Origin of the sequence: Arthrobacter sp. NPDC080031 (genome assembly GCF_040702485.1) — a bacterium.
Classification (GTDB): Bacteria; Actinomycetota; Actinomycetes; order Actinomycetales; family Micrococcaceae; genus Arthrobacter.
This window is the reverse complement of the sequence record NZ_JBFBLA010000005.1, coordinates 35,633-57,249: the sequence shown is the minus strand read 5'-3', so window position 1 is coordinate 57,249 and position 21,617 is coordinate 35,633. Positions and strand designations below refer to the sequence as shown.

Annotated in this window: 22 protein-coding genes; 19 read left to right on the top strand and 3 right to left on the bottom strand. The window is 64.8% G+C overall.

The window, feature by feature from the left end; translation table 11 throughout:
• Positions 1-194 precede the first annotated feature (194 nt).
• The 6 genes from recA to dapF all read left to right on the top strand — a co-directional run bounded on the left by recA (position 195) and on the right by dapF (position 6,775).
• Positions 195-1,244, top strand: a complete 1,050-nt coding sequence (gene recA, locus AB0323_RS05590) for a recombinase RecA (RefSeq protein WP_364531684.1) — start codon at positions 195-197, stop codon at positions 1,242-1,244.
• 46 nt (positions 1,245-1,290) lie between these two features.
• Complete coding sequence (locus AB0323_RS05585) at positions 1,291-1,851, top strand: regulatory protein RecX (RefSeq protein ID WP_366176448.1); 561 nt, start codon at positions 1,291-1,293, stop codon at positions 1,849-1,851.
• 128 nt (positions 1,852-1,979) lie between these two features.
• Positions 1,980-3,230: a lytic transglycosylase domain-containing protein gene (locus AB0323_RS05580; RefSeq protein WP_366176447.1), complete on the top strand. Its 1,251-nt coding sequence runs from the start codon at positions 1,980-1,982 to the stop codon at positions 3,228-3,230.
• Positions 3,205-4,827, top strand: coding sequence for a tRNA (N6-isopentenyl adenosine(37)-C2)-methylthiotransferase MiaB (miaB, locus tag AB0323_RS05575; protein ID WP_366176446.1), 1,623 nt, complete (start codon positions 3,205-3,207; stop codon positions 4,825-4,827). The genes AB0323_RS05580 and miaB overlap by 26 nt, the downstream gene beginning before the upstream one ends.
• A 6-nt stretch (positions 4,828-4,833) precedes the next feature.
• Positions 4,834-5,775, top strand: a complete 942-nt coding sequence (miaA, locus tag AB0323_RS05570; protein WP_366176445.1) for a tRNA (adenosine(37)-N6)-dimethylallyltransferase MiaA — start codon at positions 4,834-4,836, stop codon at positions 5,773-5,775.
• Positions 5,776-5,806: 31 nt separating this feature from the next.
• A complete protein-coding gene (gene dapF / locus AB0323_RS05565; RefSeq protein WP_366176444.1) occupies positions 5,807-6,775 on the top strand; it encodes a diaminopimelate epimerase in 969 nt (322 codons plus the stop codon).
• Here the strand turns inward: dapF and AB0323_RS05560 are convergent.
• Positions 6,756-7,370 carry a methyltransferase gene (locus tag AB0323_RS05560; RefSeq protein ID WP_364531666.1) on the bottom strand — a complete coding sequence of 205 codons (615 nt, stop codon included), beginning with the start codon at positions 7,368-7,370 and terminating at the stop codon, positions 6,756-6,758. The two genes, dapF and AB0323_RS05560, sit on opposite strands and share 20 nt — an antisense overlap.
• 405 nt (positions 7,371-7,775) lie before the next feature.
• On the opposite strand from AB0323_RS05560, the gene hflX reads away from it, so the two are divergent.
• Positions 7,776-9,338: a GTPase HflX gene (gene hflX / locus AB0323_RS05555; RefSeq protein WP_366176443.1), complete on the top strand. Its 1,563-nt coding sequence runs from the start codon at positions 7,776-7,778 to the stop codon at positions 9,336-9,338.
• A complete protein-coding gene (locus AB0323_RS05550; RefSeq protein WP_366176442.1) occupies positions 9,331-11,388 on the top strand; it encodes an ATP-dependent DNA helicase in 2,058 nt (685 codons plus the stop codon). Before hflX ends, AB0323_RS05550 begins: the two co-directional genes overlap by 8 nt.
• Positions 11,389-11,439: 51 nt before the next feature.
• Here AB0323_RS05550 and lexA read toward each other — a convergent pair whose 3' ends face one another.
• Positions 11,440-12,189 carry a transcriptional repressor LexA gene (gene lexA, locus AB0323_RS05545; protein ID WP_284983916.1) on the bottom strand — a complete coding sequence of 250 codons (750 nt, stop codon included), beginning with the start codon at positions 12,187-12,189 and terminating at the stop codon, positions 11,440-11,442.
• Positions 12,190-12,556: 367 nt separating this feature from the next.
• Between lexA and AB0323_RS05540 the strand changes: the two genes are divergently transcribed.
• The 8 genes from AB0323_RS05540 (at position 12,557) to AB0323_RS05505 (ending at position 18,792) form a co-directional block, all read left to right on the top strand.
• The gene (locus tag AB0323_RS05540; protein WP_366176441.1) at positions 12,557-12,916 is read left to right on the top strand and encodes a LysM peptidoglycan-binding domain-containing protein; all 360 of its coding nucleotides are present in this window, start codon (positions 12,557-12,559) and stop codon (positions 12,914-12,916) included.
• Between the two features lie 91 nt (positions 12,917-13,007).
• Positions 13,008-14,126, top strand: a complete 1,119-nt coding sequence (locus AB0323_RS05535; protein ID WP_284983914.1) for a histidinol-phosphate transaminase — start codon at positions 13,008-13,010, stop codon at positions 14,124-14,126.
• A 42-nt stretch (positions 14,127-14,168) separates the two neighbouring features.
• Complete coding sequence (gene hisB, locus AB0323_RS05530) at positions 14,169-14,795, top strand: imidazoleglycerol-phosphate dehydratase HisB (RefSeq protein ID WP_364531648.1); 627 nt, start codon at positions 14,169-14,171, stop codon at positions 14,793-14,795.
• On the top strand, positions 14,792-15,547 hold the full coding sequence (gene hisH, locus AB0323_RS05525) for an imidazole glycerol phosphate synthase subunit HisH (RefSeq protein WP_366176440.1): 756 nt from the start codon (positions 14,792-14,794) through the stop codon (positions 15,545-15,547). Before hisB ends, hisH begins: the two co-directional genes overlap by 4 nt.
• Before the next feature lies 1 nt (position 15,548).
• A complete protein-coding gene (locus AB0323_RS05520) occupies positions 15,549-15,707 on the top strand; it encodes a hypothetical protein (protein WP_197023217.1) in 159 nt (52 codons plus the stop codon).
• A 46-nt stretch (positions 15,708-15,753) separates the two neighbouring features.
• Positions 15,754-16,500, top strand: coding sequence for a bifunctional 1-(5-phosphoribosyl)-5-((5-phosphoribosylamino)methylideneamino)imidazole-4-carboxamide isomerase/phosphoribosylanthranilate isomerase PriA (gene priA / locus AB0323_RS05515; RefSeq protein ID WP_059387797.1), 747 nt, complete (start codon positions 15,754-15,756; stop codon positions 16,498-16,500).
• Positions 16,500-17,399, top strand: a complete 900-nt coding sequence (locus tag AB0323_RS05510; RefSeq protein ID WP_366176439.1) for an SseB family protein — start codon at positions 16,500-16,502, stop codon at positions 17,397-17,399. Before priA ends, AB0323_RS05510 begins: the two co-directional genes overlap by 1 nt.
• 58 nt (positions 17,400-17,457) lie before the next feature.
• Positions 17,458-18,792, top strand: coding sequence for an MFS transporter (locus tag AB0323_RS05505; protein ID WP_366176438.1), 1,335 nt, complete (start codon positions 17,458-17,460; stop codon positions 18,790-18,792).
• 85 nt (positions 18,793-18,877) lie between these two features.
• Here AB0323_RS05505 and AB0323_RS05500 read toward each other — a convergent pair whose 3' ends face one another.
• Positions 18,878-19,264, bottom strand: a complete 387-nt coding sequence (locus AB0323_RS05500; RefSeq protein ID WP_364531631.1) for a DUF1844 domain-containing protein — start codon at positions 19,262-19,264, stop codon at positions 18,878-18,880.
• Between the two features lie 265 nt (positions 19,265-19,529).
• Here AB0323_RS05500 and infC point away from each other — a divergent pair, with 265 nt between their 5' ends.
• The 3 genes from infC (at position 19,530) to rplT (ending at position 21,608) form a co-directional block, all read left to right on the top strand.
• Complete coding sequence (gene infC / locus AB0323_RS05495) at positions 19,530-20,648, top strand: translation initiation factor IF-3 (protein ID WP_366176572.1); 1,119 nt, start codon at positions 19,530-19,532, stop codon at positions 20,646-20,648.
• A 117-nt stretch (positions 20,649-20,765) separates the two neighbouring features.
• Complete coding sequence (gene rpmI, locus AB0323_RS05490; RefSeq protein WP_028266640.1) at positions 20,766-20,960, top strand: 50S ribosomal protein L35; 195 nt, start codon at positions 20,766-20,768, stop codon at positions 20,958-20,960.
• A 117-nt stretch (positions 20,961-21,077) separates the two neighbouring features.
• Positions 21,078-21,608, top strand: coding sequence for a 50S ribosomal protein L20 (rplT, locus tag AB0323_RS05485; protein ID WP_366176437.1), 531 nt, complete (start codon positions 21,078-21,080; stop codon positions 21,606-21,608).
• Positions 21,609-21,617: the final 9 nt, after the last annotated feature.

Genomic DNA, 21,617 nt, shown 5'->3' with positions numbered 1-21,617 from the left:
TTCGGATGAGGCTATGCTCCTTTCAGAGGAAAATTGACCCTAGCGGACCATTTTTCGCATCATTCGGATCCTGTGGTTTTCCACATAGACGAAGTCGCACACAAAATTGTCAGCGGCTCGTACTAGCGTCGGGTGAGATAGGAAAGCGGCCGTTCAGGCCAGTCCACAGCGAGAAAGCATCAGAGGTGTGAACCATGGCGGCAAACCAGGATCGTGAGAAGGCGCTCGAGGCAGCGCTTGCCCAGATCGACAAGCAATTCGGTAAGGGCTCCATCATGCGCTTGGGTGACGACATCCGTGCGCCGATCGAAGTCATTCCCACCGGTTCCATCGCGCTGGACGTCGCTCTTGGGATCGGCGGCCTGCCGCGCGGCCGTATCGTCGAGATCTACGGTCCGGAATCCTCCGGTAAGACCACCGTCGCGCTTCACGCCGTAGCCAACGCCCAGCGCCAGGGCGGCATCGCTGCCTTCATCGACGCCGAGCACGCCCTCGACCCCGAGTACGCGGCGAAACTGGGCGTCGACACCGACGCGCTGCTGGTTTCGCAGCCTGATACCGGCGAGCAGGCATTGGAAATCATGGATATGCTGATCGGCTCCGGCTCCTTGGATATCGTCGTGATTGACTCCGTCGCCGCCTTGGTTCCGCGCGCTGAAATCGAAGGCGAAATGGGCGACTCCCACGTCGGCCTCCAGGCCCGTCTCATGAGCCAGGCCCTCCGTAAGATCACGGGCCGGTTGAGCCAGACCAAGACGACCGCTATCTTCATCAACCAGCTCCGTGAGAAGATCGGCGTCTTCTTCGGTTCCCCGGAGACCACAACCGGTGGCAAGGCCCTGAAGTTCTATGCCTCCATCCGCATCGACGTCCGCCGCATCCAGACGCTGAAGGAAGGCGCGGATTCGGTAGGTAACCGCACCAAGGCCAAGATCGTCAAGAACAAGATGGCTCCGCCCTTCAAGATCGCGGAGTTCGACATCATTTACGGCCAGGGCATTTCCCGTGAGGGCGGCATCATCGACATGGGCGTCGAACACGGCATCATCAAGAAGTCCGGTTCATGGTTCACCTACGACGGTGACCAGCTGGGACAGGGCATGGAGAACTCCCGCCGCTTCCTGCGGGATAACCCGGAGCTGGCCGCGGAACTGGAGCGGCTCATCAAGGAAAAGCTTGGTGTCGGAGTAGTCAAGCCTGCCGAAGCCGAGAAATCTCCGAAGCTGAAGGCCGTTGACGGCTAAGCGCGAGGGCCGCTCCCGGTCCTGGGGTCCGTCTGCGGATTCGTCCGTGGCAGCGGATCCTGAAGCCAATCCGGAGGCGGTTGCCCGGGCCATTGTGCTCCGTCAGCTGACCAATTCCCCTAAGAGCAGGCTTCAGCTCGCGCGCAAGCTGGCTGAGCGGAGCGTCCCGGAGGACGTGGCCGAAGCCGTGTTGGACCGCTTCGAGGAAGTCCGGCTCATCGATGACGCCGATTTCGCCGAGATGTGGGTCCGCAGCCGCGCGCAGTCGAGGAAACTCGCCCGGGGTGCCTTGAGGCGCGAACTGACCGACAAAGGCATCGACGCTGAAACGGCCGAGAAGGCCCTCGCCCAGGTGAGCGATGACGACGAGCGGACCGCGGCCAGGGATCTGGTTGCGCGCCGCCTGAGGGCCGGAACGGACCTTTCGGACAGGACCGAGCGAGACAAGCAAACGCGGCGGCTCGCGTCGATGCTTGCCCGCAAGGGCTATCAACCGTCGGCGGCGTTCCGGATTGTCGGGGAGGTCCTGGACGAAGCCTTGGCCGGGGAGCCGGAGTCGCACGGTGCCGTGGCGCACGATGGTCCTGACCTGGACGAGATCGGCTAGTCGGCATCCCCGGGAAACTGAGAGCTGCCTGTGAGTATTGTCCCGGGCGGCGGGGTTGGGTGGCTTCTTGGCGGCCGTCGACTAAGGTTCTGGACTAGTGTTCCGAGTCGGGAGGCAGGTCAGATCCAATGAACGCGTTGTCCCTGCGGCTTTCGGCAATCATTGTGCCCTTGCTTGTCGCGTCGCTTCTCCAGGCAGGCCCGGCTTCCGCGGACGACGATGCCCCGCCGTCGGGCTATCCGAGCTGGGCGGAGGTACAGCAGGCCCAGGGGAACGAAGCTGCCGCTAGTGCCGAAGTGGATCGCATCAACCAGTTATTGGCCGGCCTTCAACAGAAGTCAGGCGAGCTAGGCGCGGCAGCCATCAAGGCGGGAACTGGGTACGCGAAGGCCCATGACGCGCTGCAGCATCAGCAGGCAGTCACCCAGAAACTGGCTGAAGCGTCCCAACAGGCCAAGTCAAAAGCGGATTCATTGAAGAAGGCCACCTCGTCCCTGGTTGTCAAGGCATACGAGTCAGGCGGTTTCGATCCCGGACCCTGGTCCCTCGCGAATGCCGCCATCGCACCGGACAACATTCAAAATTTCGCTTTGCTGAACAGGGTCCTCGATCGTACGGCGAAGCTGCACGATGATGCCCTGAGCGCTTCCCAGGCATCCGCCGCCGCAACCGCGCAGGAACAAGCTGCCCGCGATGTCCTGGCGCAATTGGACAGTGACGCCGCGGCAAAGGCCCAGGCCGCAGAGTCTGCCAGGCGCTCCGCCGAAGACAGCGTTGCCGCCACGGACGGCCAGCGAAAGACCATGGTCGCTCAGCTCGCGTCCTTGACCTCCACTTCTGCTGCGGTTGCGCAGAAGTACCAGGAAGGCCAGGTGGCGCTTGCCGCCTATCAGGCTGCCCAGGAAGCCAAGAGGGAGGCAGCGCAACGCCAAGCGGAAGCCGACGCCGCGGCGGCAGCCAATAGAGCCCAGCAAGCCCAACAGGCCCAGCAACCCGTCCAGCCGCCCATCAGCAGCGGCGGAGGCGGGGGCTTCGGAGGCGGGGGAGGCGGTGGCGGAGGAAACGTCGTCAACGACCCCGCAGGTGCACGGCAATACGCGTCCTCCCGGCTTGGCGCCTACGGCTGGGGCGGGGACCAAATGCAGTGTCTGTCCCTGCTATGGACCCAGGAATCAAGCTGGATGACGGATGCCACCAATCCCAGTAGCGGCGCCTACGGTGTTGCGCAGGCGTTGCCGCCGGACAAGTACTATTCGGCGGGCAGCGACTGGCTCAGCAACTACCGGACCCAGATCGATTGGGGCCTGGGGTATATCCGCGACCGTTACCGTTCCCCCTGCAACGCCTGGCAGCATGAGATGGGCTTCAACTGGTACTAGTCCGAGGGGCTACCCTAGATTGGTGAGTTCCCCTTCCGCAGCACCAGCACCAGCCCCCGTTCAGCAGCCTGTTCCGGCCCCTGTCAGCGAGCCCGCACCCGAGCACGGGGAGAAGCGCACCTACCAGGTGCGCACCTTCGGTTGCCAAATGAATGTCCACGACTCCGAGCGCATGGCAGGACTCCTGGAGGATGCAGGCTACGTGCCCTTCGACGGCGGGGTCGCCGACGTCGTGGTCTTCAACACCTGTGCTGTCCGGGAGAACGCCGACAACAAGCTTTACGGCAACCTCGGCGAGCTCAAGCAGGTCAAGGCCGCCCATCCGGGCATGCAGATCGCGGTGGGCGGATGCCTGGCCCAGAAGGACCGCGAAACCATCGTGCGCAAGGCGCCCTGGGTGGACGCCGTGTTCGGTACCCACAATGTGGGCGCGCTCCCGGCTTTACTGGACAGGGCCCGCCACAACAACGAGGCCCAGTTGGAGATCCTCGAGTCGTTGGACGTCTTCCCATCCACCCTGCCCACCAAACGCGACTCCGTGTACTCGGGCTGGGTTTCCATCTCCGTCGGTTGCAACAACACCTGCACCTTCTGCATCGTGCCGTCCCTTCGTGGGAAGGAGAAGGACCGCCGTCCGGGCGAGATCCTGGCCGAAATCCAGGCGTTGGTGGACGACGGCGCCGTCGAGGTCACCCTGCTCGGCCAGAACGTGAACTCCTACGGCGTGGAATTCGGGGACCGCCTGGCTTTCTCCAAACTTCTCCGCGCCTGCGGTGACATCGAGGGCCTCGAGCGCGTCCGCTTCACGAGCCCGCACCCGGCCGCCTTCACCGACGACGTCATCGACGCGATGGCCGAGACCCCCAACGTCATGCCGCAGTTGCACATGCCCCTCCAGTCCGGCTCGGACAAGGTGCTCAAGGACATGCGCCGCTCTTACCGCTCTGCGAAGTTCCTGGGCATCCTGGACAAGGTCCGTGACAAGATTCCGCACGCCGCGATCACCACCGACATCATCGTGGGCTTCCCCGGCGAGACGGAAGAGGACTTCCAAGCAACGCTCGACGTCGTCGAGAAGTCACGCTTCGCTTCCGCCTTCACCTTCCAGTACTCCAAGCGCCCAGGCACCCCCGCCGCGGACCTTCCGGAACAGCTCCCCAAGGCCGTTGTCCAGGAACGCTACGAACGGCTGACCGCCCTCCAGGACCGCATCGCAGCCGAGGAGAACGCGAAACAGCTCGGACGCCGGGTTGAACTCCTGGTCACGGCCCAGTCCGGACGCAAAGCCGAGGAAACGCATCGTTTGTCCGGCCGCTCCCAGGACCAGAGGCTGGTCCACTTCTCCGTGCCCGAAGGCGCAGAGACCCCACGGCCTGGCGACTTCGTCACCGTAACGATCACCGAGGCTGCTGCCTTCCACCTCGTCTCGGATCCGGCGACGACCGCGGACTACAGCCTGAGGCGCTCCCGTGCCGGCGACGCTTGGGACCGCTCGCAGGCCGACTCCTGTGGCGCTCCGGCACCGGGCGCCGGCGGGGCCACAGGTCAAAAGGGCGTCTCCCTCGGCATGCCGTCGCTGCCCGCCCGGCGCGGCTAGTCCGACATGACAGCAGTACCGGCCGCATCAGCGGATCCGAATCCGCCCGTGATCGCCGTCGTCGGGCCTACCGGATCCGGTAAGTCCGATCTCGCCGTCCATCTCGCCCTCGCGATCGACGGCGAGGTCATCAACGCCGATGCGATGCAGTTCTACCGCGGAATGGATATCGGCACGGCCAAGATCAGCCTCGCCGAACGGAGGGGAGTGCCCCACCACCTGCTGGACACGATGGATGTCACCGAGGAAGCCAGCGTCTCCGCATTCCAGGCCGACTGCCGCGCCGCCATCCGTGATATTCATGGTCGCGGCAGGCGTGCAATCCTGGTGGGCGGTTCCGGCCTTTACGTCCGGGCAGCGTTGGACGTCCTGGAATTTCCCGGCACGGACCCCGGCGTACGGAAGCGGCTGGAGCAGGAGCACGAAACAACCGGTCTTCGGAGCCTCCAGGAACGCCTGCAGCACGTCGACCCCGTTTCTGCCGGAAGGCTCGGTGACGCCCGCCGCGTGATCCGCGCGCTGGAAGTCTTCGAGCTCACGGGGCGTCCGTTCAGCTCCTTCATGCCGAAACGCGAGTACTTCCAGCCGGCCGTGCAGATCGGGCTCGACGTCGACCGCGGAGTACTGCGCGAGCGATTGGCCGAGCGCGTACTGGGGATGGTCGACGCGGGACTTCTGGAAGAGGTCGCGCGGCTCGACGCTGCCGGACTGCGACAAGGGAAGACCGCATCGCGGGCGCTGGGATATGCCCAATTCCTGCGGGTCCTCGACGGCGAGTCCGACACGGCTACCGCGGCCGAAGAAACCATCTTGGCCACCCGGCAATTCGCGCGCCGCCAGCTCACCTGGTTCCGCGCAGACCCCCGGATCCACTGGCTTGACTGGCAGGATCCGGATTTGGTGGCCAAAGCCGCAGAAATCTGTTCGAGCCCGGCGGCGGTGATTTAGGCGCGGCCCCTAGTGCAGGTAGCCTTGAGCCATGGATGAAACCCTTGCATTTTCCGCCCCGCAGCCTGCCGCTGCCGGCGGTGCCGTACCCGCCTCCGGTCTTCATGGACTGGCCTTCTCCAAGGGGCACGGCACGGGCAACGACTTCGTCCTCATCGCGGACCCCGAAGACGCGCACCAGATTTCTCCGGACCAGGTCGCAGCACTGTGCGACCGCCACTTGGGCATCGGCGGGGACGGTCTCATCCGGGCAGTCCCTTCGCGCTTCCTGCCCGAAGGCCTCCAGTTGCTCGAAGCGGACTCCGATGCCGAATGGTTCATGGATTACCGGAACGGCGACGGTTCGTTGTCCGAGATGTGTGGCAACGGCGTCCGGGTCTTCGTCCAATTCCTGATCGAGCAGGGTCTTGTCGCGCTCAGCACCGGTGAATCCCTGACCATCGGGACGCGCGGCGGCATCAAGAAGATCGTGCGGACTTCCGAGGGCTATGCAGTGGACATGGGACCGTGGGAGTTCATTTTCCCCAAGGATGCCACCAGCAAGGCCATGGACTCCCTCGTCAGCGCCGACGGACTGGAAGTCGCCCGGCCGGCCCTTTCCGTCAGCATGGGCAACCCGCACACCGTAGTGGCATTGGCTGAACTTTCAGAGCTCAAGTCCACGCAGCTCTTCAAGGCGCCCGTCGTCGATCCCAAGCCGGCCAACGGCACCAACGTCGAGTTCGTGGTTCCCGCGGAGCCCCTCGTTCACGACGGCGTAGGCAACATCACCATGCGGGTCCACGAACGCGGCGTCGGTGAGACCCAATCGTGCGGCACCGGTGCCTGCGCGGCCGCCGTTGCCATCCGCCACTGGGCCGGGGAAGGCGCTCCCGACACGTGGCGCGTCAAGGTGCCGGGCGGCGTCGTCGGCGTGCGCTTCTTCCCGGGAGAAAGCGGCCGTGAACATGTTGAACTCAGCGGCCCGGCAGTGATAGTCGCTAGCGGGACGCTTTCCTGATTCGCAGCACGCGGAAGGATTTCGACGTACTTTCCCTGGATACCGAGAACGAAGCGTCGAGGGTATCGGCCAGCCAACGCTGAAGCGAGTCCGCTCCAAGGTTTTTCTGCACCACAAGCCAGGCGTTTCCACCCGGAGCGAGTCGCGGCAGCCACCTGAGCAGCAGGTTGTGGAGTTCATCCTTGCCGATGCGGATGGGCGGATTTGACCAGATAGTGTCGAACGTCAAGTCGGGGTCGACGTCGTCGGGCAAGCTCGCTGTGACATTCCCGAGCTCCAGCAGGGCGGCATTCTCGTTCGTCAAGGTGACGCAGCGCTCGTTGACATCAACGGCGTGGACGCGGGCGTGCGGAGCCATGAGCCCCATCGTCAACGCGATGGGACCCCAGCCGCAGCCGATGTCCAGCAGGTTTCCCTGCGGGGCCGGCGGTGGAACTTCGGAGAGCAGGATCGCTGTTCCCTTGTCGATCCCGTCGGGGCTGAAGATACCGCCCGATGTCTGGAGCCGGCGGGTCGCGCCGGCCAGTTCCACCGTGAGGGACTTGCGGGTGAACGGCCCCGCGGGCTGTGCGCTGAAATAGTGAGCAGACTCCATAGCTTGCCAGATTAGTGGCCAGCAGCGGGCAAGGGAAACCGCGCACGGCTCCATGCCGGCTCAACACGGGCTTGACGGGGTCTGATAGTCTGATCGGCATGTTCTTGATCTTTGAGTAGCCGGCCATTTGTAAGTAGCCGGCAGTGCCCGCGACGCAGGCCTGCTTGATTTGCAGCGCCATTCCGCCTTGGCATGTCCGGTCCGGACGTTGCTTCTTGACGCCTGGACACTCAGCAGATCGTCCCCTCCCGCCCTTGGAACTGAGCAGGCAATCGCGCAGTCCGTTCCGGATGGAGGTCCCGGACCGTCGGCAGAGCCTTGCCAGGCATCAGCCCTGCGCGAATTCCGCGCCATAAGAGACGAATCGGCACTATTCTGGAAATGCCGAACCCCCTAAAGGAGACCATGACCACGCAGAAGAACACCGGACCCGATTCCGACGCCCAGGACCTGAGTCCTGAAGAAATCCAGGCTGTCATCGACCGGATTCTCTCCAAGGACGCACCTGCCGTAGTTCAGGACCGCGACGAACCCCGGGGCGTGTTTGGCAAGGCCCAGGCAATCTCCCGTCTGGACGAAGAGCACAGCATCTACGACGGCGATCAAGAGGATCTGGCCGAACGCCGGGCGCTGCGCCGCACCGCGGGCCTGTCCACGGAACTTGAAGATGTCACCGAGGTTGAATACCGGCAGCTGCGCCTTGAGCGCGTCGTGCTGGCCGGCCTCTGGACCGAAGGCACCCTCGCCGACGCCGAGAATTCCCTGCGGGAACTTGCCGCCCTGGCCGAAACGGCCGGCTCGGAAGTCCTGGACGGGATCGTCCAGCGCCGCATGAAGCCGGACCCCGGCACGTTCCTTGGCTCGGGCAAAGCCCTCGAGCTCAAGGACATTGTGATGGCCACCGGCGCGGACACCGTGGTGGTCGACGCCGAATTGGCACCGTCCCAGCGGCGCGGCCTTGAGGATATCGTCAAGGTCAAGGTGGTGGACCGCACCACGTTGATCCTGGACATCTTTGCGCAGCATGCCAAGAGCCGCGAAGGCAAGGCCCAGGTTGAGCTGGCGCAGCTGGAATACCTGTTGCCGCGCCTGCGTGGCTGGGGCGATTCCATGTCCCGCCAGGCCGGTGGCCAGGTGGGTGGTGCCGGCGCCGGCATGGGTTCGCGTGGTCCTGGTGAAACCAAGATCGAACTTGACCGCCGTCGGATCCGCACACGCATGGCCAAGCTGCGGCGTGAAATCGCCGCGATGAAGCCATCGCGCGAGACCAAGCGGGCCAACCGCCGTCGTAATGCCGTTCCTTCGGTCGCCATCGCCGGTTACACGAACGCCGGAAAGTCGTCACTGCTCAACCGCCTGACGGATGCCGGCGTCCTCGTCGAGAACGCGCTGTTCGCCACCCTGGATCCCACGGTCCGGAAGGCCCAGACCCCTGACGGGATCGGCTACACGCTCTCGGACACCGTCGGCTTCGTGCGTTCGCTGCCCACCCAGCTCGTGGAGGCTTTCCGATCCACGCTGGAAGAGGTGGCCGACGCCGATCTGATCCTCCACGTGGTGGACGTTTCGCATCCCGATCCGGAAGGCCAGATCGCGGCTGTCCGCACGGTGTTCAGCGAGGTGGATGCCCGGAAGATCCCGGAAATCATTGTCCTGAACAAGGCAGACGCCGCGGATCCGTTTGTCGTGGAACGGCTCAAGCAGAAAGAGCCACGCAACGTCGTCGTGTCCACCCGCACCGGACAGGGCATTGCCGAGCTCCTTGGAGCCATCAGCGAGGCCATACCGCGTCCTGGTGTGCGCCTTGAGGTTCTGATTCCGTACAACCGGGGCGAGCTCATCAACAAGCTGCACAACACCGACGCCGAAATCCTCAGCCTTGAACATGAGGAGGAAGGTACCCGCGTGGTGGCCATGGTCCATGAAAACCTGGCAGCCGAGTTGGAGTCGTTCGTCAGCAATGGTTGATCCGGAGGCGGGGGAGCGCGGCGGGACCGCGGGGGAACGGACCGCCCTCGAACTCCTGGACAAAGCCGTCGCGGGCATGGGCGGCCAGAACCGCACGGGCCAACACGAGATGGCCAGGCAGGTGGCGCGGGCGATCGAGACCGGGGAACACCTCCTGGTCCAGGCGGGCACGGGCACGGGCAAGTCCCTTGCGTACTTGATTCCGCTGATTGCGCACGCGATGGAGAGCAACAAACCTGCGCTCGTGTCCACGGCCACGCTCGCCCTGCAGACGCAGATCGTAGGCCGGGATTTGCCCCGTCTCCTGGAGACGATCAATCCGGAGCTGGAGCGCCCGGTCAGCATCGCGCTGGTCAAGGGCCGGGCCAACTATGTCTGCCGGCACAAGCTGGAGGGCGGTTTCCCCAGCGAGGAACCCGCTGAGGGGCAGTTGTTCTCCCTCGGCGAGGACACGAGCGTTCCGCATCTCGCAGCGGTCATCGGCGGGCCTGCCTCGCAGCTTGGCAAGGAGGTCCTGCGGCTGCGTGAGTGGGCCGCGAAGACCGCCACGGGGGACCGGGACGAACTCATGCCGGGCGTGACGGACCGGGCGTGGCGCCAGGTATCAGTCACGTCGATGGAATGCCTCGGGGCGCAGAAGTGTCCGATGGCGGAGGAATGCTTCAGCGAGCTGGCCCGCCACCGTGCCGCGGAGTCCGACGTCGTAGTCACCAATCACGCGATGCTCGCGGTCAGCGCCTTCGAAGGCCTGGCCGTGCTGCCCGAATACGACGTGGTCGTGGTGGACGAGGCCCACGAGCTCCAGGACCGCGTGACCGGTGCCGTGTCCGGGCAGCTGTCCGTGGCGATGATCCATGCCGCGGCCTCGAGCGCCCGCAAACACACTGCGATCACCGTGGACGCGCTGAACGCCGCTGCGGACCGCTTGGAACTCGCGATCATCGGAGCGCCCTCCGGACTGCTGCCCAACGGTCTCAATGACGAACAACTTGATTGCGTGGACCAGCTGCGGGAAGCCTGCCGTGCAGCGCTTTCCGATTCGAAGGCGGACTCGTCCAACGCGGTCGACGGCGGGCGCCAGCTCGCGCGCTCACGGCTGATGTTGATCCTCGAGCTGTGCGAGCGGTTGCTCTCGGCCCGGGACAACCGGGAAGTCGTGTGGCTCTCCCGGAACAGCACCTTTGATCCGCAGCAGGGCTATACGGCGCCCGACGAGGATGCGCCTGCGCTCATCAATATCGCGCCGCTCAGCGTTGCCGGACGCCTGCGGGAAGGGCTTTTCGCGGGCCATACTGTGGTGTTGACCTCTGCCACGTTGGCTATCGGCTCCGCGTTCGAGGCCACGGCCGGAGGGCTGGGCCTGACAGGACAAGGGGCCCCCAGCTGGACCGGCGTGGATGTAGGCTCGCCCTTCGATTATCCGAAGCAGGGCATGCTGTACGTCGCCAAGCACCTGCCCAAGCCGGGGCGCGGCACCTCGGCCGAAGCGCTGGACGAGCTTGAAGCGCTCATCAAGGCCTCCCATGGTGGAGCCTTGTGTCTGTTTTCTTCCCGACGTGCAGCGGAGGATGCGGCGGAAGCGATGCGCTCACGCCTGGACGTGGACATCTTGTGCCAGGGTGAATCGACCATGGCCGCCCTGGTCAGGCAGTTTGCCGAGGAACAGGACACGTGCCTGTTCGGGACCATGTCCCTTTGGCAGGGTGTTGACGTGCCAGGCGGTTCATGCCGGCTGGTAGTGATTGACCGGATCCCGTTCCCTCGTCCGGACGATCCCCTGATGACGGCACGGTCCCGCGCGGTGGCCCAGGCCGGCGGCAACGGATTCATGGCAGTTTCGGCGACGCACGCCGCCATCCGGCTAGCCCAAGGGGCCGGCCGTCTCATCCGCTCAACGGGTGACAAGGGCGTCGTGGCAGTGCTGGATTCACGGCTTTCGACGGAGCGCTACGGCAATTTCCTCCGGGCAGCGTTGCCGCCCTTCTGGCCCACCACAGACCGTTCAGTAGTGCGCGGTGCGCTCGAACGGCTCTACGCCGAGTCGGCTTAACGGGAAAACCGGCGGTCCTGGTGCCGTCACAGCTTCCGCGGACCAAGCGGACTACAGTGAGCGCAGGACCGAGACGACCTTGCCCATGATCGTGGCATGGTCTCCCAGGATGGGCTCGTATTGCGTGTTCTGGGGGAGCAGCCACGTGTGGCCGTCGCGCTGCCGGAAGGTCTTGACGGTGGCTTCGTCGTCCAGGAGTGCGGCCACGATGTCGCCGTTGAGCGCGTCGTTTTGACGCCGTACCACCACCCAGTCCCCATCGCAGATAGCCGCGTCGATCATGGAATCGCCGGCGACCTTCAGCATGAAGAGTTCGCCATGGCCGACCAGCTGGCGGGGCAGCGGCAGGACGTCTTCAACCGTCTGGTCCGCCAGGATGGGTCCGCCGGCAGCAATGCGCCCGACGAGGGGAACCATGGCCGTGTCACTGGCACTCGCAAGTTCCGTGACAGCCAGGCCGCCGGCGCTGCGGAGTTTCGCCGGCGCTTCAACGCCGGGTATGACGGAGCCGCCGTCCAGGGTCAACGGCATGAGGACTTCCATTGCACGCGGGCGCTTGGGATCGCGCCGAAGATAGCCAAGCTTCTCAAGCTGTGACAACTGGTGCGTGACGCTGGACAAGCTGGCCAAGCCAACAGTGTCCCCGATTTCTCGCATCGACGGCGGATAGCCATGATCGTTCACCGAACGTTGGATGGTCTCCAGGATTTTCTTCTGGCGGACGGTCAGGCTCTTGGGTGTCTTCTGCGGCTGCTGGCTCCGCGCTGAAGCCGACCCGCTGCCAGTGGCTTTCGCTGCCATGTTCGCCAACGCCCTTCCGTTCCGCCCGTGCGGCGCTGAGGCCTTGCCGGGACTGTCGGCCTGAAATGTCAGACCCTCCTGTTGCACTGATTCAGTGCTCGTTCCTTCACTCAAACGTAGGGCAGGCACAGGCGTTTATCAAACATTTGTTCTAGCGAGTCTCGACATCATTCGTTGATAAGTGCTAAAAATGTCCTAGCAAGATTCGAATATGTGTTCTATAAAAGTGGTGCAGGATCCGGGTGTTCGTTCGAATCGTTCGAACAGATCGACGAACAGTCGTCCTGCAAGCACTGACTGAAGGCAAGAATTGGCAGCCGCAACCAGGAGATTCCGGATCGCGGCATTGTTCAGAAGGGCTCAGCTCATGTCCGCAATCACCATCACCCACAGGTCCGGCCGCAGCACGGCACCGGGCCGGCTTCGCCTGACCCGCCGGGGACGCATGGTCTTCTTCGGTGTCCCGGCAATGCTCTTAGTCGCAGCGCTCCTCAGCCTGGCGGGATTCCTGAATTCGCCGGCCAAGGCTGCTGATTCCACCTCCGAGCTGCAGCCCACCTCCAGTACGAGCGTCACGGTGCAAGTGGGCCAGTCCTTATGGGGAATTGCGGGAACTGCCGCGCCTTCCCGGGATCCACGGGACGTCGTTGCCGAGATCATCCAGCTGAACAACCTTCAGGACGGCCGCATCGTGCCGGGCCAGCAGCTGTTCATTCCTTCCACCTAAGGGCAATCCTGAGCGGGCCGACAGCTCGCGTGGAGGGGCGCCGGGCCGTCACAGTTTCAGTGCATCCACCGCGGCGCCTTAAACTGTCATGGTGAGTGACCAGCTTGAGCGACTTGACCGACTTCCCCTCCGGACCAACCTCCGCGGCCTGAGCCCGTATGGCGCGCCGCAGCTTGATGTTCCGATTTTGCTCAACGTCAACGAAAACACGCATGGCGTGCCGGCCGATGTCCAGGCGGCCATCACCGAAGCGGTAGCGGAAGCCGCCGTCGGGCTGAACCGCTACCCGGACCGCGAGTTCACCGAACTACGCGAGGCCCTTGCGGAATACCTCGGCCACGACCTTGCGGCCGAAAACATCTGGGCGGCCAACGGCTCCAATGAAGTGCTGCAGCAGATCCTCCAGGTTTTCGGTGGGCCCGGCCGGTCCGCGCTCGGTTTCCCGCCCACGTACTCGATGTACCCCCTGCTGGCCAGCGGAACCGACACGGCATACATCGCGGGTGTTCGCGCTGAAGACTATGGACTCGATGCAGCCTCGGCCGCCGCGCAGGTCCGCGAACTCAAGCCGAATGTCGTGTTCCTTTGCTCCCCGAACAACCCCACGGGCACGGGACTTGGCCTGGACGTCGTCGAAGCCGTTTACGAAGCCGGCGAGGCGAGCCAGACGGTGGTGATCGTCGACGAGGCCTACCACGAGTTCGCCCACGACAACACGCCGAGTGCGTTGACGCTCCTCCCCGGCCGGGAGCGCCTCATTGTCTCCCGGACCATGAGCAAGGCTTTCGCCCTCGCCGGTGCGCGCATCGGCTACATGGCAGCTGCCCCCGAGGTCGCCGATGCGATCCGATTGGTCCGCCTTCCGTATCACCTCTCCGCGATCACCCAGGCAACCGCGCTGGCGGCCCTCCGGCACCGCGAAGCCCTCATGGCCGACGTCGAGGACATCAAGGTCCAACGCGACCGCATTGTCAGCGAGCTGACCCGCATGGGCTTCAAGCCGGCCGCTTCGGATTCGAACTATGTGTTCTTCGGCGGAATCGAAAACCCCCATGCCCTGTGGCAAGGCCTCCTGGAGCGCGGAGTCCTGATCCGCGACGTCGGCATACCGGGCCACCTCCGCGTCACCGCCGGTACGGAGCCTGAGACCACGGCCTTCCTTGAGGCGCTCGAAGCCTTGCTGGACGGCCAGGTCTCCGCACCGGCCTAGACTTGAACAAGTCCCACCACTCCTTCCTCCTAAGGACCATCAATGAGCGAAAACGGCGCCAGCACGGCGGCCGCCCGGACAGCACGCATGGAACGCACCACCAGCGAGTCCTCCGTCCTGGTTGAAATCAACCTCGACGGCACGGGAGTCTCGGATATCAGTACGTCGGTGCCGTTCTATGACCACATGCTGACGGCGCTCTGCAAGCATTCACTCATCGACATGACCGTCAAGGCGACCGGAGACACCCACATCGACGCCCACCACACCGTGGAGGATGTTGCGATCACCTTCGGTGAGGTCCTCCGCAGCGCCTTGGGCAACAAGGCGGGCATCCGTCGCTTCGGCGAGGCCACGGTCCCGTTGGATGAAGCGCTGGCCCACGCCGTCGTCGACGTCTCCGGACGCCCGTACCTCGTCCACGGCGGGGAGCCGGCCGGCCAGGAATACCACCTGATCGGTGGGCACTTCACCGGTTCGCTGACCCGCCACGTCTTTGAGGCCATCACCCTGCACGCCGGCATCTGCCTTCACATGAATGTCCTGGCCGGCCGCGATCCGCACCACATCGTCGAGGCCCAGTTCAAGGCGTTCGCCCGTGCGCTCCGTTCCGCCGTTGAGTCCGACCCCCGAGTCGAGGGCATTCCGTCCACGAAGGGTGCCTTGTGAGTACGCACATCCTCAAGGATGGCGCCGTCGTGGATCCGAAGGCTGCCAGCCGCATTGTCTCGCCTGAAGGAAAACCGACCGTAACGGTTCTTGACTACGGCTCGGGCAATGTCCGCTCGGCAGTCCGGGCGCTCGAGCGTGCCGGAGCAGCAGTCACGTTGAGCGCCAAGCCCGAAGACGTCCTGAACGCCGATGGGCTCGTGGTCCCCGGCGTCGGCGCCTTCGAAACAGTGATGCGCGAACTCAAGGCAGTCGACGCCATCCGGATGATCGGCCGCCGTGTGGCCGGGGGCCGGCCCGTCCTGGGTATCTGCGTCGGTCTCCAGGTGTTGTTCGAGGCCGGAGTGGAGCACGGTACCGAGGCAGAAGGCATGGGCGAGTGGCCAGGCAAGGTGGAACTCCTCCCAGCGCCCGTTGTCCCGCACATGGGCTGGAACACCGTGGACGTGCCGGAAGGCTCAAAGCTGTTCGCCGGTGTCGAGCACGAACGTTTCTATTTCGTACACTCGTACGGCGTGCAGAAGTGGGAATTCGACGTCGTCCAGCCCCGCATGGCCCCGCCGAAGGTGACCTGGTCCGAGCACGGCGCCCCCTTCATCGCCGCCGTGGAGAACGGTCCGTTGTGCGCCACGCAATTCCACCCCGAGAAGTCTGGCGACGCCGGAGCCCGGCTCCTGCGGAACTGGGTTGAGGGCTTGCGCCCGCAAGCAAAAGTCCAGCCGCAGGCGACCGAGGCCGGAGGCACTGCCTAGTATGTGGTCCGTCATCTTCATGGGCGCGGCCGGGCTGCTGGTTGGCGGCGGAATATCCTTCCACCAGCAGAAACGTCCCGCCTGGGTCTCGATTTCGTTCTACGTCCTGGCCGGCCTGGCACTGCTCGCGGCCTACCTCTTCACCCTGCCTGGAAAATGATCCTGCCGGGCAACCGACGCCCGTCTCCACAACACCGAGGACTTCAATGACCACCGCCTCCGAACTGCCTGTTCTGGAACTCCTGCCCGCCGTCGACATCGTGGACGGCCAGGCTGTCCGTCTCCTTCAGGGAGAAGCCGGCTCCGAGACCAGCTACGGCACCCCGCTGGAAGCTGCACTGAACTGGCAGAACGCCGGAGCCGAATGGGTACACATGGTGGACCTTGATGCCGCCTTCGGCCGCGGCAACAATGCCGGCCTCATCAGCGAGGTTGTCTCGCAGCTGAACGTCAAGGTGGAGCTTTCCGGCGGGCTGCGCGACGACGAATCCCTCGAGCGCGCACTTGAGCTCGGCGTCGCCCGCGTGAACCTCGGAACCGCAGCGTTGGAGAACCCGGAGTGGACGCGCCGGGCCATCGACCGCTTCGGTGACAAGATCGCCGTCGGGCTCGACGTCCGCGGCACAACGCTCGCGGGCCGTGGCTGGACCAAGGAGGGCGGGGATCTCTGGGAGGTTTTGGCCCGCCTTGAGGACGCCGGTTGTGCCCGCTACGTGGTCACCGACGTCACGAAGGACGGAACGTTGCAGGGTCCCAACGTGGAGCTGTTGCGCCAGATGGTCGAAAAGACCGGCAAACCCGTCGTTGCGTCGGGCGGCATCTCAAGCCTGGAGGACCTGCGCGTCCTGCGCGAACTCGTACCGCTCGGGGTCGAAGGAGCGATCGTCGGCAAGGCGCTGTACGCCGGTGCCTTCACGCTTCCGGAAGCCCTGGACGTCGCCGGCCGCCGCTGATGTCGCAGGATCCACAGCCCACTGCTGACAAGGCTTCAGCTCTGGCACCCCGGCAGTTGCCCGGGCACATCGCCGCGGCCCTGGCCGGTGCCGGGGGAGCCGGCGATTCCGCCGGCCAGCCCTGGGCTGGCCGGAACCTGGCCGGGGACGCCGCCAAGATCCATAATTTCGAAGACGACGACGGAACGGCCGACGCCGGCTACCACGCCGCCGTCGCGGCCTTGCTCGCGGGTACCGGAAGCGAAGCTGCGGTGGTGGCTTCGTTGGCAACCGCCAGGGTCTTTGTCCCGGTGGTGGCCCAGCTCGCTGAGGAAGCCGAAGGCGTGAACGGCCTCCATGCCGACAAGCAGGCCGACATGGCGCTCGTGACACTGAAAGCGCCGGATGGGCGCACCGCCATGCCCGTGTTCACCTCGGCTGCCGCCCTTGAAGCATGGCACCCGCAGGCCCGGCCCGTCGCCGTTTATGCAGCCCGGGCGGCGTTGTCCGCCGTGTCCGAGGGAGCCCAGCTGCTCGTCCTGGATCCGGGTTCCGATGTCACCTTCGTGGTGCGCCGGCCGGCCATGTGGTCATTGGCGCAGCAGCGCGACTGGACGCCGTCGTACCTTGATGATGAACTGGAGGCTGCTCTCAATTCCTTGGCAGGGACGTATCCGGCCGTGCGGCGCCTGGAGATGCGGCCAGGATCGGGGATGGCATCGCGCACGGCTGATGGATCGGCCATGGCCGGCGGGGGACCCGGGCCTGAATTGCGCGTGGTGCTGTACCTCGAGGACGGCCTGGACGCCGCCGCGGTGCAGGATCTCGTCTCCGGGCTGAACGGACGTTGGGTGCAGAACGAATTGTTCGCCGAGCGGGTTGACTCTATCGAAGTCAGCTTGCAGCGGGCGGCACAGTAGCCGAAGGCACAGGGGGAACGTCCTTGTCCTGCCCTCGGCAGAACAGAGGATGTATCTCGTGAATTTCTCTCTCTACCGGGAGATGCTTTCCATCACGTCCGTGCGGCGTCTCCTGCTGGTAGGCATGGTCGCCCGCATACCGCACTCGGCGGCGGGAGTTCTGCTCACCCTGCACATCGTGCTGACCCTGGGCAAGGGATACGCCGCCGCCGGTGCTGCCGCCGCGGTATTCACCATCGGCATCGCGATTGGCGCTCCCTGGCGAGGTCGGCGCGTGGACACTGTCGGCCTGCGCAAGGCGCTTGTTCCCTCGGTGGTGTCTGAGCTGGTGATTTGGTCCGTCGTTCCGCACGTCAGCTACGAATGGATCCTTCCCCTCGTCTTCGTCGGAGGCCTGTTGACGCTGCCGATCTTCAGCGTCATCCGGCAGTCCCTCGGTGTGCTGGTTGATGGCGAGCAACGGCGTTCGGCCTACGCCCTGGATTCGATCGGCACCGAAGTGGTCTTCATGATCGGCCCCGCAGTGGGCGCAGTTGTGGCTACCAGCGGCTTCACGGTCCTCGGCCTGACCATCGTGGGCGTGTGCACCTCGGGGGCCGGTCTCTTCCTGCTGTGGTTCAACCCGCCCACCCGCACCGAGGGCGTCCTGGATGCAGGCCAGACGGCCGACCGGGATGCCGATGAGCTCCATGCGGCCGAAGCCGCGGTGGTGGCTTCGGCGCCGGCCCATCTCCAGGAAGCCGCATCGGAGATGGCTCCGACGGTCCCGCAACCTTCCGGACTGCGGGGAAAGATGGCCCGGAACTTCACATGGTTCACCGCCGCGGTGGCCGCCGTGTTCGCCGTCGCCGCAGGATCCGGCATGGTACTAAGCGGCACCGACGTCGGAATTGTCGCAGTGTTGCAGCGCGGCGGGCACGAGAGCGAGATCGGAATTGTCTTCTTCTTCTGGTGTGCCTCTTCGGTAGTCGGCGGGCTCATCTACGGCGCCATGCACCGGCCCGTCTCACCGATCCTGCTCCTGCTGGGCATGGCGGCCCTGACCATTCCGATGGGCTTCGCCGGGGACACCTGGACCCTTGCTTTGTTGTCCCTGCTCCCCGGCCTGCTCTGCGCGCCGGTGTTGTCCGCGGCTTCGGAAAAGGTCGCCGAGATCGTGGATGAGGACCGGCGCGGCGAGGCAATGGGCTGGTATGGCTCGGCTCTTACAGCAGGCGTGGCTTTCGGTTCGCCGGTCGCAGGGCTCTTTATTGACGGCGTCGGGCCGTGGGCCGGCTTCGTCGCCGTCGGGACGGCGGGAGTGGTGCTGTGCCTTGCCGGACTGTTCCTCCAGCTGCGTCGGCGCCGGATCATGACCACCACCCAGGCCGGCGCGGGGGATCCGGCCACCTGAGTTGCGCCTAAACCGCCAGGATACGACGACGGCGGGCCGGCCAAAGGGGGCCAGCCCGCCGTCGCGGTGGTACGGGTAGTCCGGGTCAGTTGACCGGGCCGGTGAATTTTTCGCCCGGGCCCTTGCCCGGCTCATCCGGGATGAGGGAAGCTTCGCGGAACGCAAGCTGCAGGGAACGGAGGCCATCGCGCAAGGGGCCGGCATGCTGCGAGCCGATTTCCGGTGCTGCCGCGGTGACCAGGCCGGCCAAAGCGGTGATCAATTTGCGGGCTTCGTCCAGGTCCTTGAGCTCCCCGGCCTCGGGGTCGTCGGCCAAACCGACCTTGACGGCCGCAGCGCTCATGAGGTGAACGGCGCCGGTGGTGATGACCTCAACAGCCGGAACTTCCGAAATGTCGCGGATCTGCTGGCCTACTCCGGCGTCGGTGCCGGCGGGCTCGTGGTCGAGGGAATTGCTGTCTGAAGTGCTCATGCTGGTAAGCTTGTCACAGACCGACTGGAAGTTGCCATTTTCCATGGCATACGCAGCGCTCGGCCCCCATCGTTAATGTGCGGTTGGTTGCCGATTTCTGTAGAATTGATTTTCAGTTTGCAAGCGGAGTTCTCTCCCACCCGCGTCAGCCGTTTCCCTCCGGGGATGTAAGTTGCCGGGTACCTGGTCGGACGCCGTTCAAGGTCACCCTTGGATGGTGCGAACGCCCCTCCAAGGGGCCGTTTCCGATCTTCGAGGCCTTCGATTGCGCCAGCAATTGGGGGCCTTCTCTATTTGCCGGTGGAATACTCATCACAACAACAGGAGCTTTGACATTAGCGAGCCAAGAATCAATGAGCGTATCCGCGTCCCCGAGGTGCGTTTGGTCGGCCCTGCCGGCGAACAGGTTGGAATCGTCCGTATTGAGGACGCCCTGCGTCTGGCTGCCGAGGCTGACCTGGATCTCGTTGAAGTTGCACCGCAGGCGAAGCCTCCGGTGTGCAAGCTGATGGACTTCGGCAAGTACAAGTACGAAGCCGCTGTTAAAGCCCGTGAGGCCCGCAAGAACCAGACCAACACGGTTCTTAAGGAAATCCGCTTCCGCCTGAAGATCGACACCCACGACTACGAGACCAAGCGCGGCCACGCGCTTCGCTTCCTTGGTGCCGGTGACAAGGTGAAGGCCATGATCCAGTTCCGCGGACGTGAGCAGCAGCGCCCCGAAATGGGCATCCGCCTGTTGCAGCGCTTCGCTGAGGACGTTGCCGAAGTTGGCGTGATTGAGTCCAGCCCGCGCATCGATGGCCGCAACATGGTCATGGTGATCGGTCCGTTGAAGAACAAGGCCGAGGCCAAGGCCGAGGCCCGCCGCGCGGCGCAGCGTGCAGAAGCCAAAGCCCAGAATGAAGCCAAGGCCGCAGGCCGGATTGACGTTTCAGGCGAGGATGCTCCCTTGACCCAGTCACTCGCGGACTTGCTCCCGGCGGAACTCTTGACCCAGACCGGGGAAACCCAGGCCGAGGAAACCGTTCCCGACGTCGTTGAGGCGGAGGCTGCCGAAGTCGAGGAGACTCCGGTCGCTGAGGAATCGGTTGTCGAAGAGGCCCCTGTGGTTGAAGCGGCTCCGGTTGTCGAAAAGGCTCCCGTGGCTGAAGCAGCACCGGCGCCCGCACCGGCACCGGCGCCAGCAGCAGCACCGGCACCGGCACCGGCGCCCGCAAAGGCTCCTGAGCAGGCAGCTTCCAAGCCTGTTGTTCCGGCCGCCCCCAAGCCTGCCGCTACACCAGTACCGAAACCGATGGCGAAGCCCGCGGTTCCGAAGCCTGCAGCTCGACCGGCAGCCCCCAAGGCCGCTCCGAAGCCCGCGGCACGCAAGACCAACTAGTCACGCCGCAGGAGGCATCCCCTCCGCCCGGCACGAAAGCAGCAGCCGCCCCGCATGGGGAGGCTGCACGAAAGAACTGCAGACCCAGTCTGCGGACACGTAAGGAGATCGGTTCCCATGCCGAAGATGAAGACCCACAGTGGTGCTAAGAAGCGCTTCAAGCTGACCGGTACCGGCAAGCTGAAGCGCCAGCAGGCCAACCGCCGCCACTACCTGGAGCACAAGTCCTCCACGCTGACCCGTCGCCTTGCCGGCGACAGGATCGTCTTCAAGGGCGATGCCAAGGTCATCAAGAAGATGCTCGGCGTCTAAGTTCCAAGTTTTCTGGTTGCTGCCATCCGGTAGCTGCCGACTACACCAAAGCCTTCTCAGGCCGGCCGGGTTTCCGGCAGTAGCAGCTTGGGATAAGAATTTTGAAGGAGTACGCACGTGGCACGTGTGAAGCGGGCGGTAAACGCCCACAAGAAGCGTCGGGTTGTCCTTGAACGGGCCAAGGGTTACCGCGGTCAGCGGTCTCGCCTGTACCGCAAGGCAAAAGAGCAGCTGCTGCACTCGTTTGTGTACAGCTACGGCGACCGCCGCAAGAAGAAGGGTGACTTCCGTCGCCTCTGGATCCAGCGCATCAACGCTGCGTCCCGCGCCAACGGCCTGACCTACAACCGTCTGATCCAGGGCCTGAAGGCCGCTGAGGTCGAGGTTGACCGCCGCATGCTGGCAGAGCTGGCCGTTTCCGACGCCAACGCTTTCGCCGCGCTGGTCAAGGTTGCCAAGGACTCCTTGCCTGCCGACACTTCCGCTCCGGCTGCCAAGGCCGAGGCCGCTCCGAAGGCCGCCGCCAAGACCGCCCCGGCTGCTAAGTCTGCTTCCGGCGTGAAGGCCTCCGTTTCCGAGGAAGAGCCCGCTGCCAAGGCACCCAAGGCCAAGGCTGCGAAGAAGCCTGCCGCTGAAGCTGCTGAGTAGCACGCGTAG

Coding starts and splice junctions, on each gene's coding strand:
- recA (WP_364531684.1), top strand. CDS start 195: ATGGCGGCAAACCAGGATCGTGAGAAGGCGCTCGAGGCAGCGCTTGCC.
- AB0323_RS05580 (WP_366176447.1), top strand. CDS start 1,980: ATGAACGCGTTGTCCCTGCGGCTTTCGGCAATCATTGTGCCCTTGCTT.
- miaB (WP_366176446.1), top strand. CDS start 3,205: ATGAGATGGGCTTCAACTGGTACTAGTCCGAGGGGCTACCCTAGATTG.
- miaA (WP_366176445.1), top strand. CDS start 4,834: ATGACAGCAGTACCGGCCGCATCAGCGGATCCGAATCCGCCCGTGATC.
- dapF (WP_366176444.1), top strand. CDS start 5,807: ATGGATGAAACCCTTGCATTTTCCGCCCCGCAGCCTGCCGCTGCCGGC.
- AB0323_RS05560 (WP_364531666.1), bottom strand. CDS start 7,370: ATGGAGTCTGCTCACTATTTCAGCGCACAGCCCGCGGGGCCGTTCACC.
- hflX (WP_366176443.1), top strand. CDS start 7,776: ATGACCACGCAGAAGAACACCGGACCCGATTCCGACGCCCAGGACCTG.
- AB0323_RS05550 (WP_366176442.1), top strand. CDS start 9,331: ATGGTTGATCCGGAGGCGGGGGAGCGCGGCGGGACCGCGGGGGAACGG.
- lexA (WP_284983916.1), bottom strand. CDS start 12,189: ATGGCAGCGAAAGCCACTGGCAGCGGGTCGGCTTCAGCGCGGAGCCAG.
- AB0323_RS05540 (WP_366176441.1), top strand. CDS start 12,557: ATGTCCGCAATCACCATCACCCACAGGTCCGGCCGCAGCACGGCACCG.
- hisB (WP_364531648.1), top strand. CDS start 14,169: ATGAGCGAAAACGGCGCCAGCACGGCGGCCGCCCGGACAGCACGCATG.
- AB0323_RS05520 (WP_197023217.1), top strand. CDS start 15,549: ATGTGGTCCGTCATCTTCATGGGCGCGGCCGGGCTGCTGGTTGGCGGC.
- priA (WP_059387797.1), top strand. CDS start 15,754: ATGACCACCGCCTCCGAACTGCCTGTTCTGGAACTCCTGCCCGCCGTC.
- AB0323_RS05510 (WP_366176439.1), top strand. CDS start 16,500: ATGTCGCAGGATCCACAGCCCACTGCTGACAAGGCTTCAGCTCTGGCA.
- AB0323_RS05500 (WP_364531631.1), bottom strand. CDS start 19,264: ATGAGCACTTCAGACAGCAATTCCCTCGACCACGAGCCCGCCGGCACC.
- rpmI (WP_028266640.1), top strand. CDS start 20,766: ATGCCGAAGATGAAGACCCACAGTGGTGCTAAGAAGCGCTTCAAGCTG.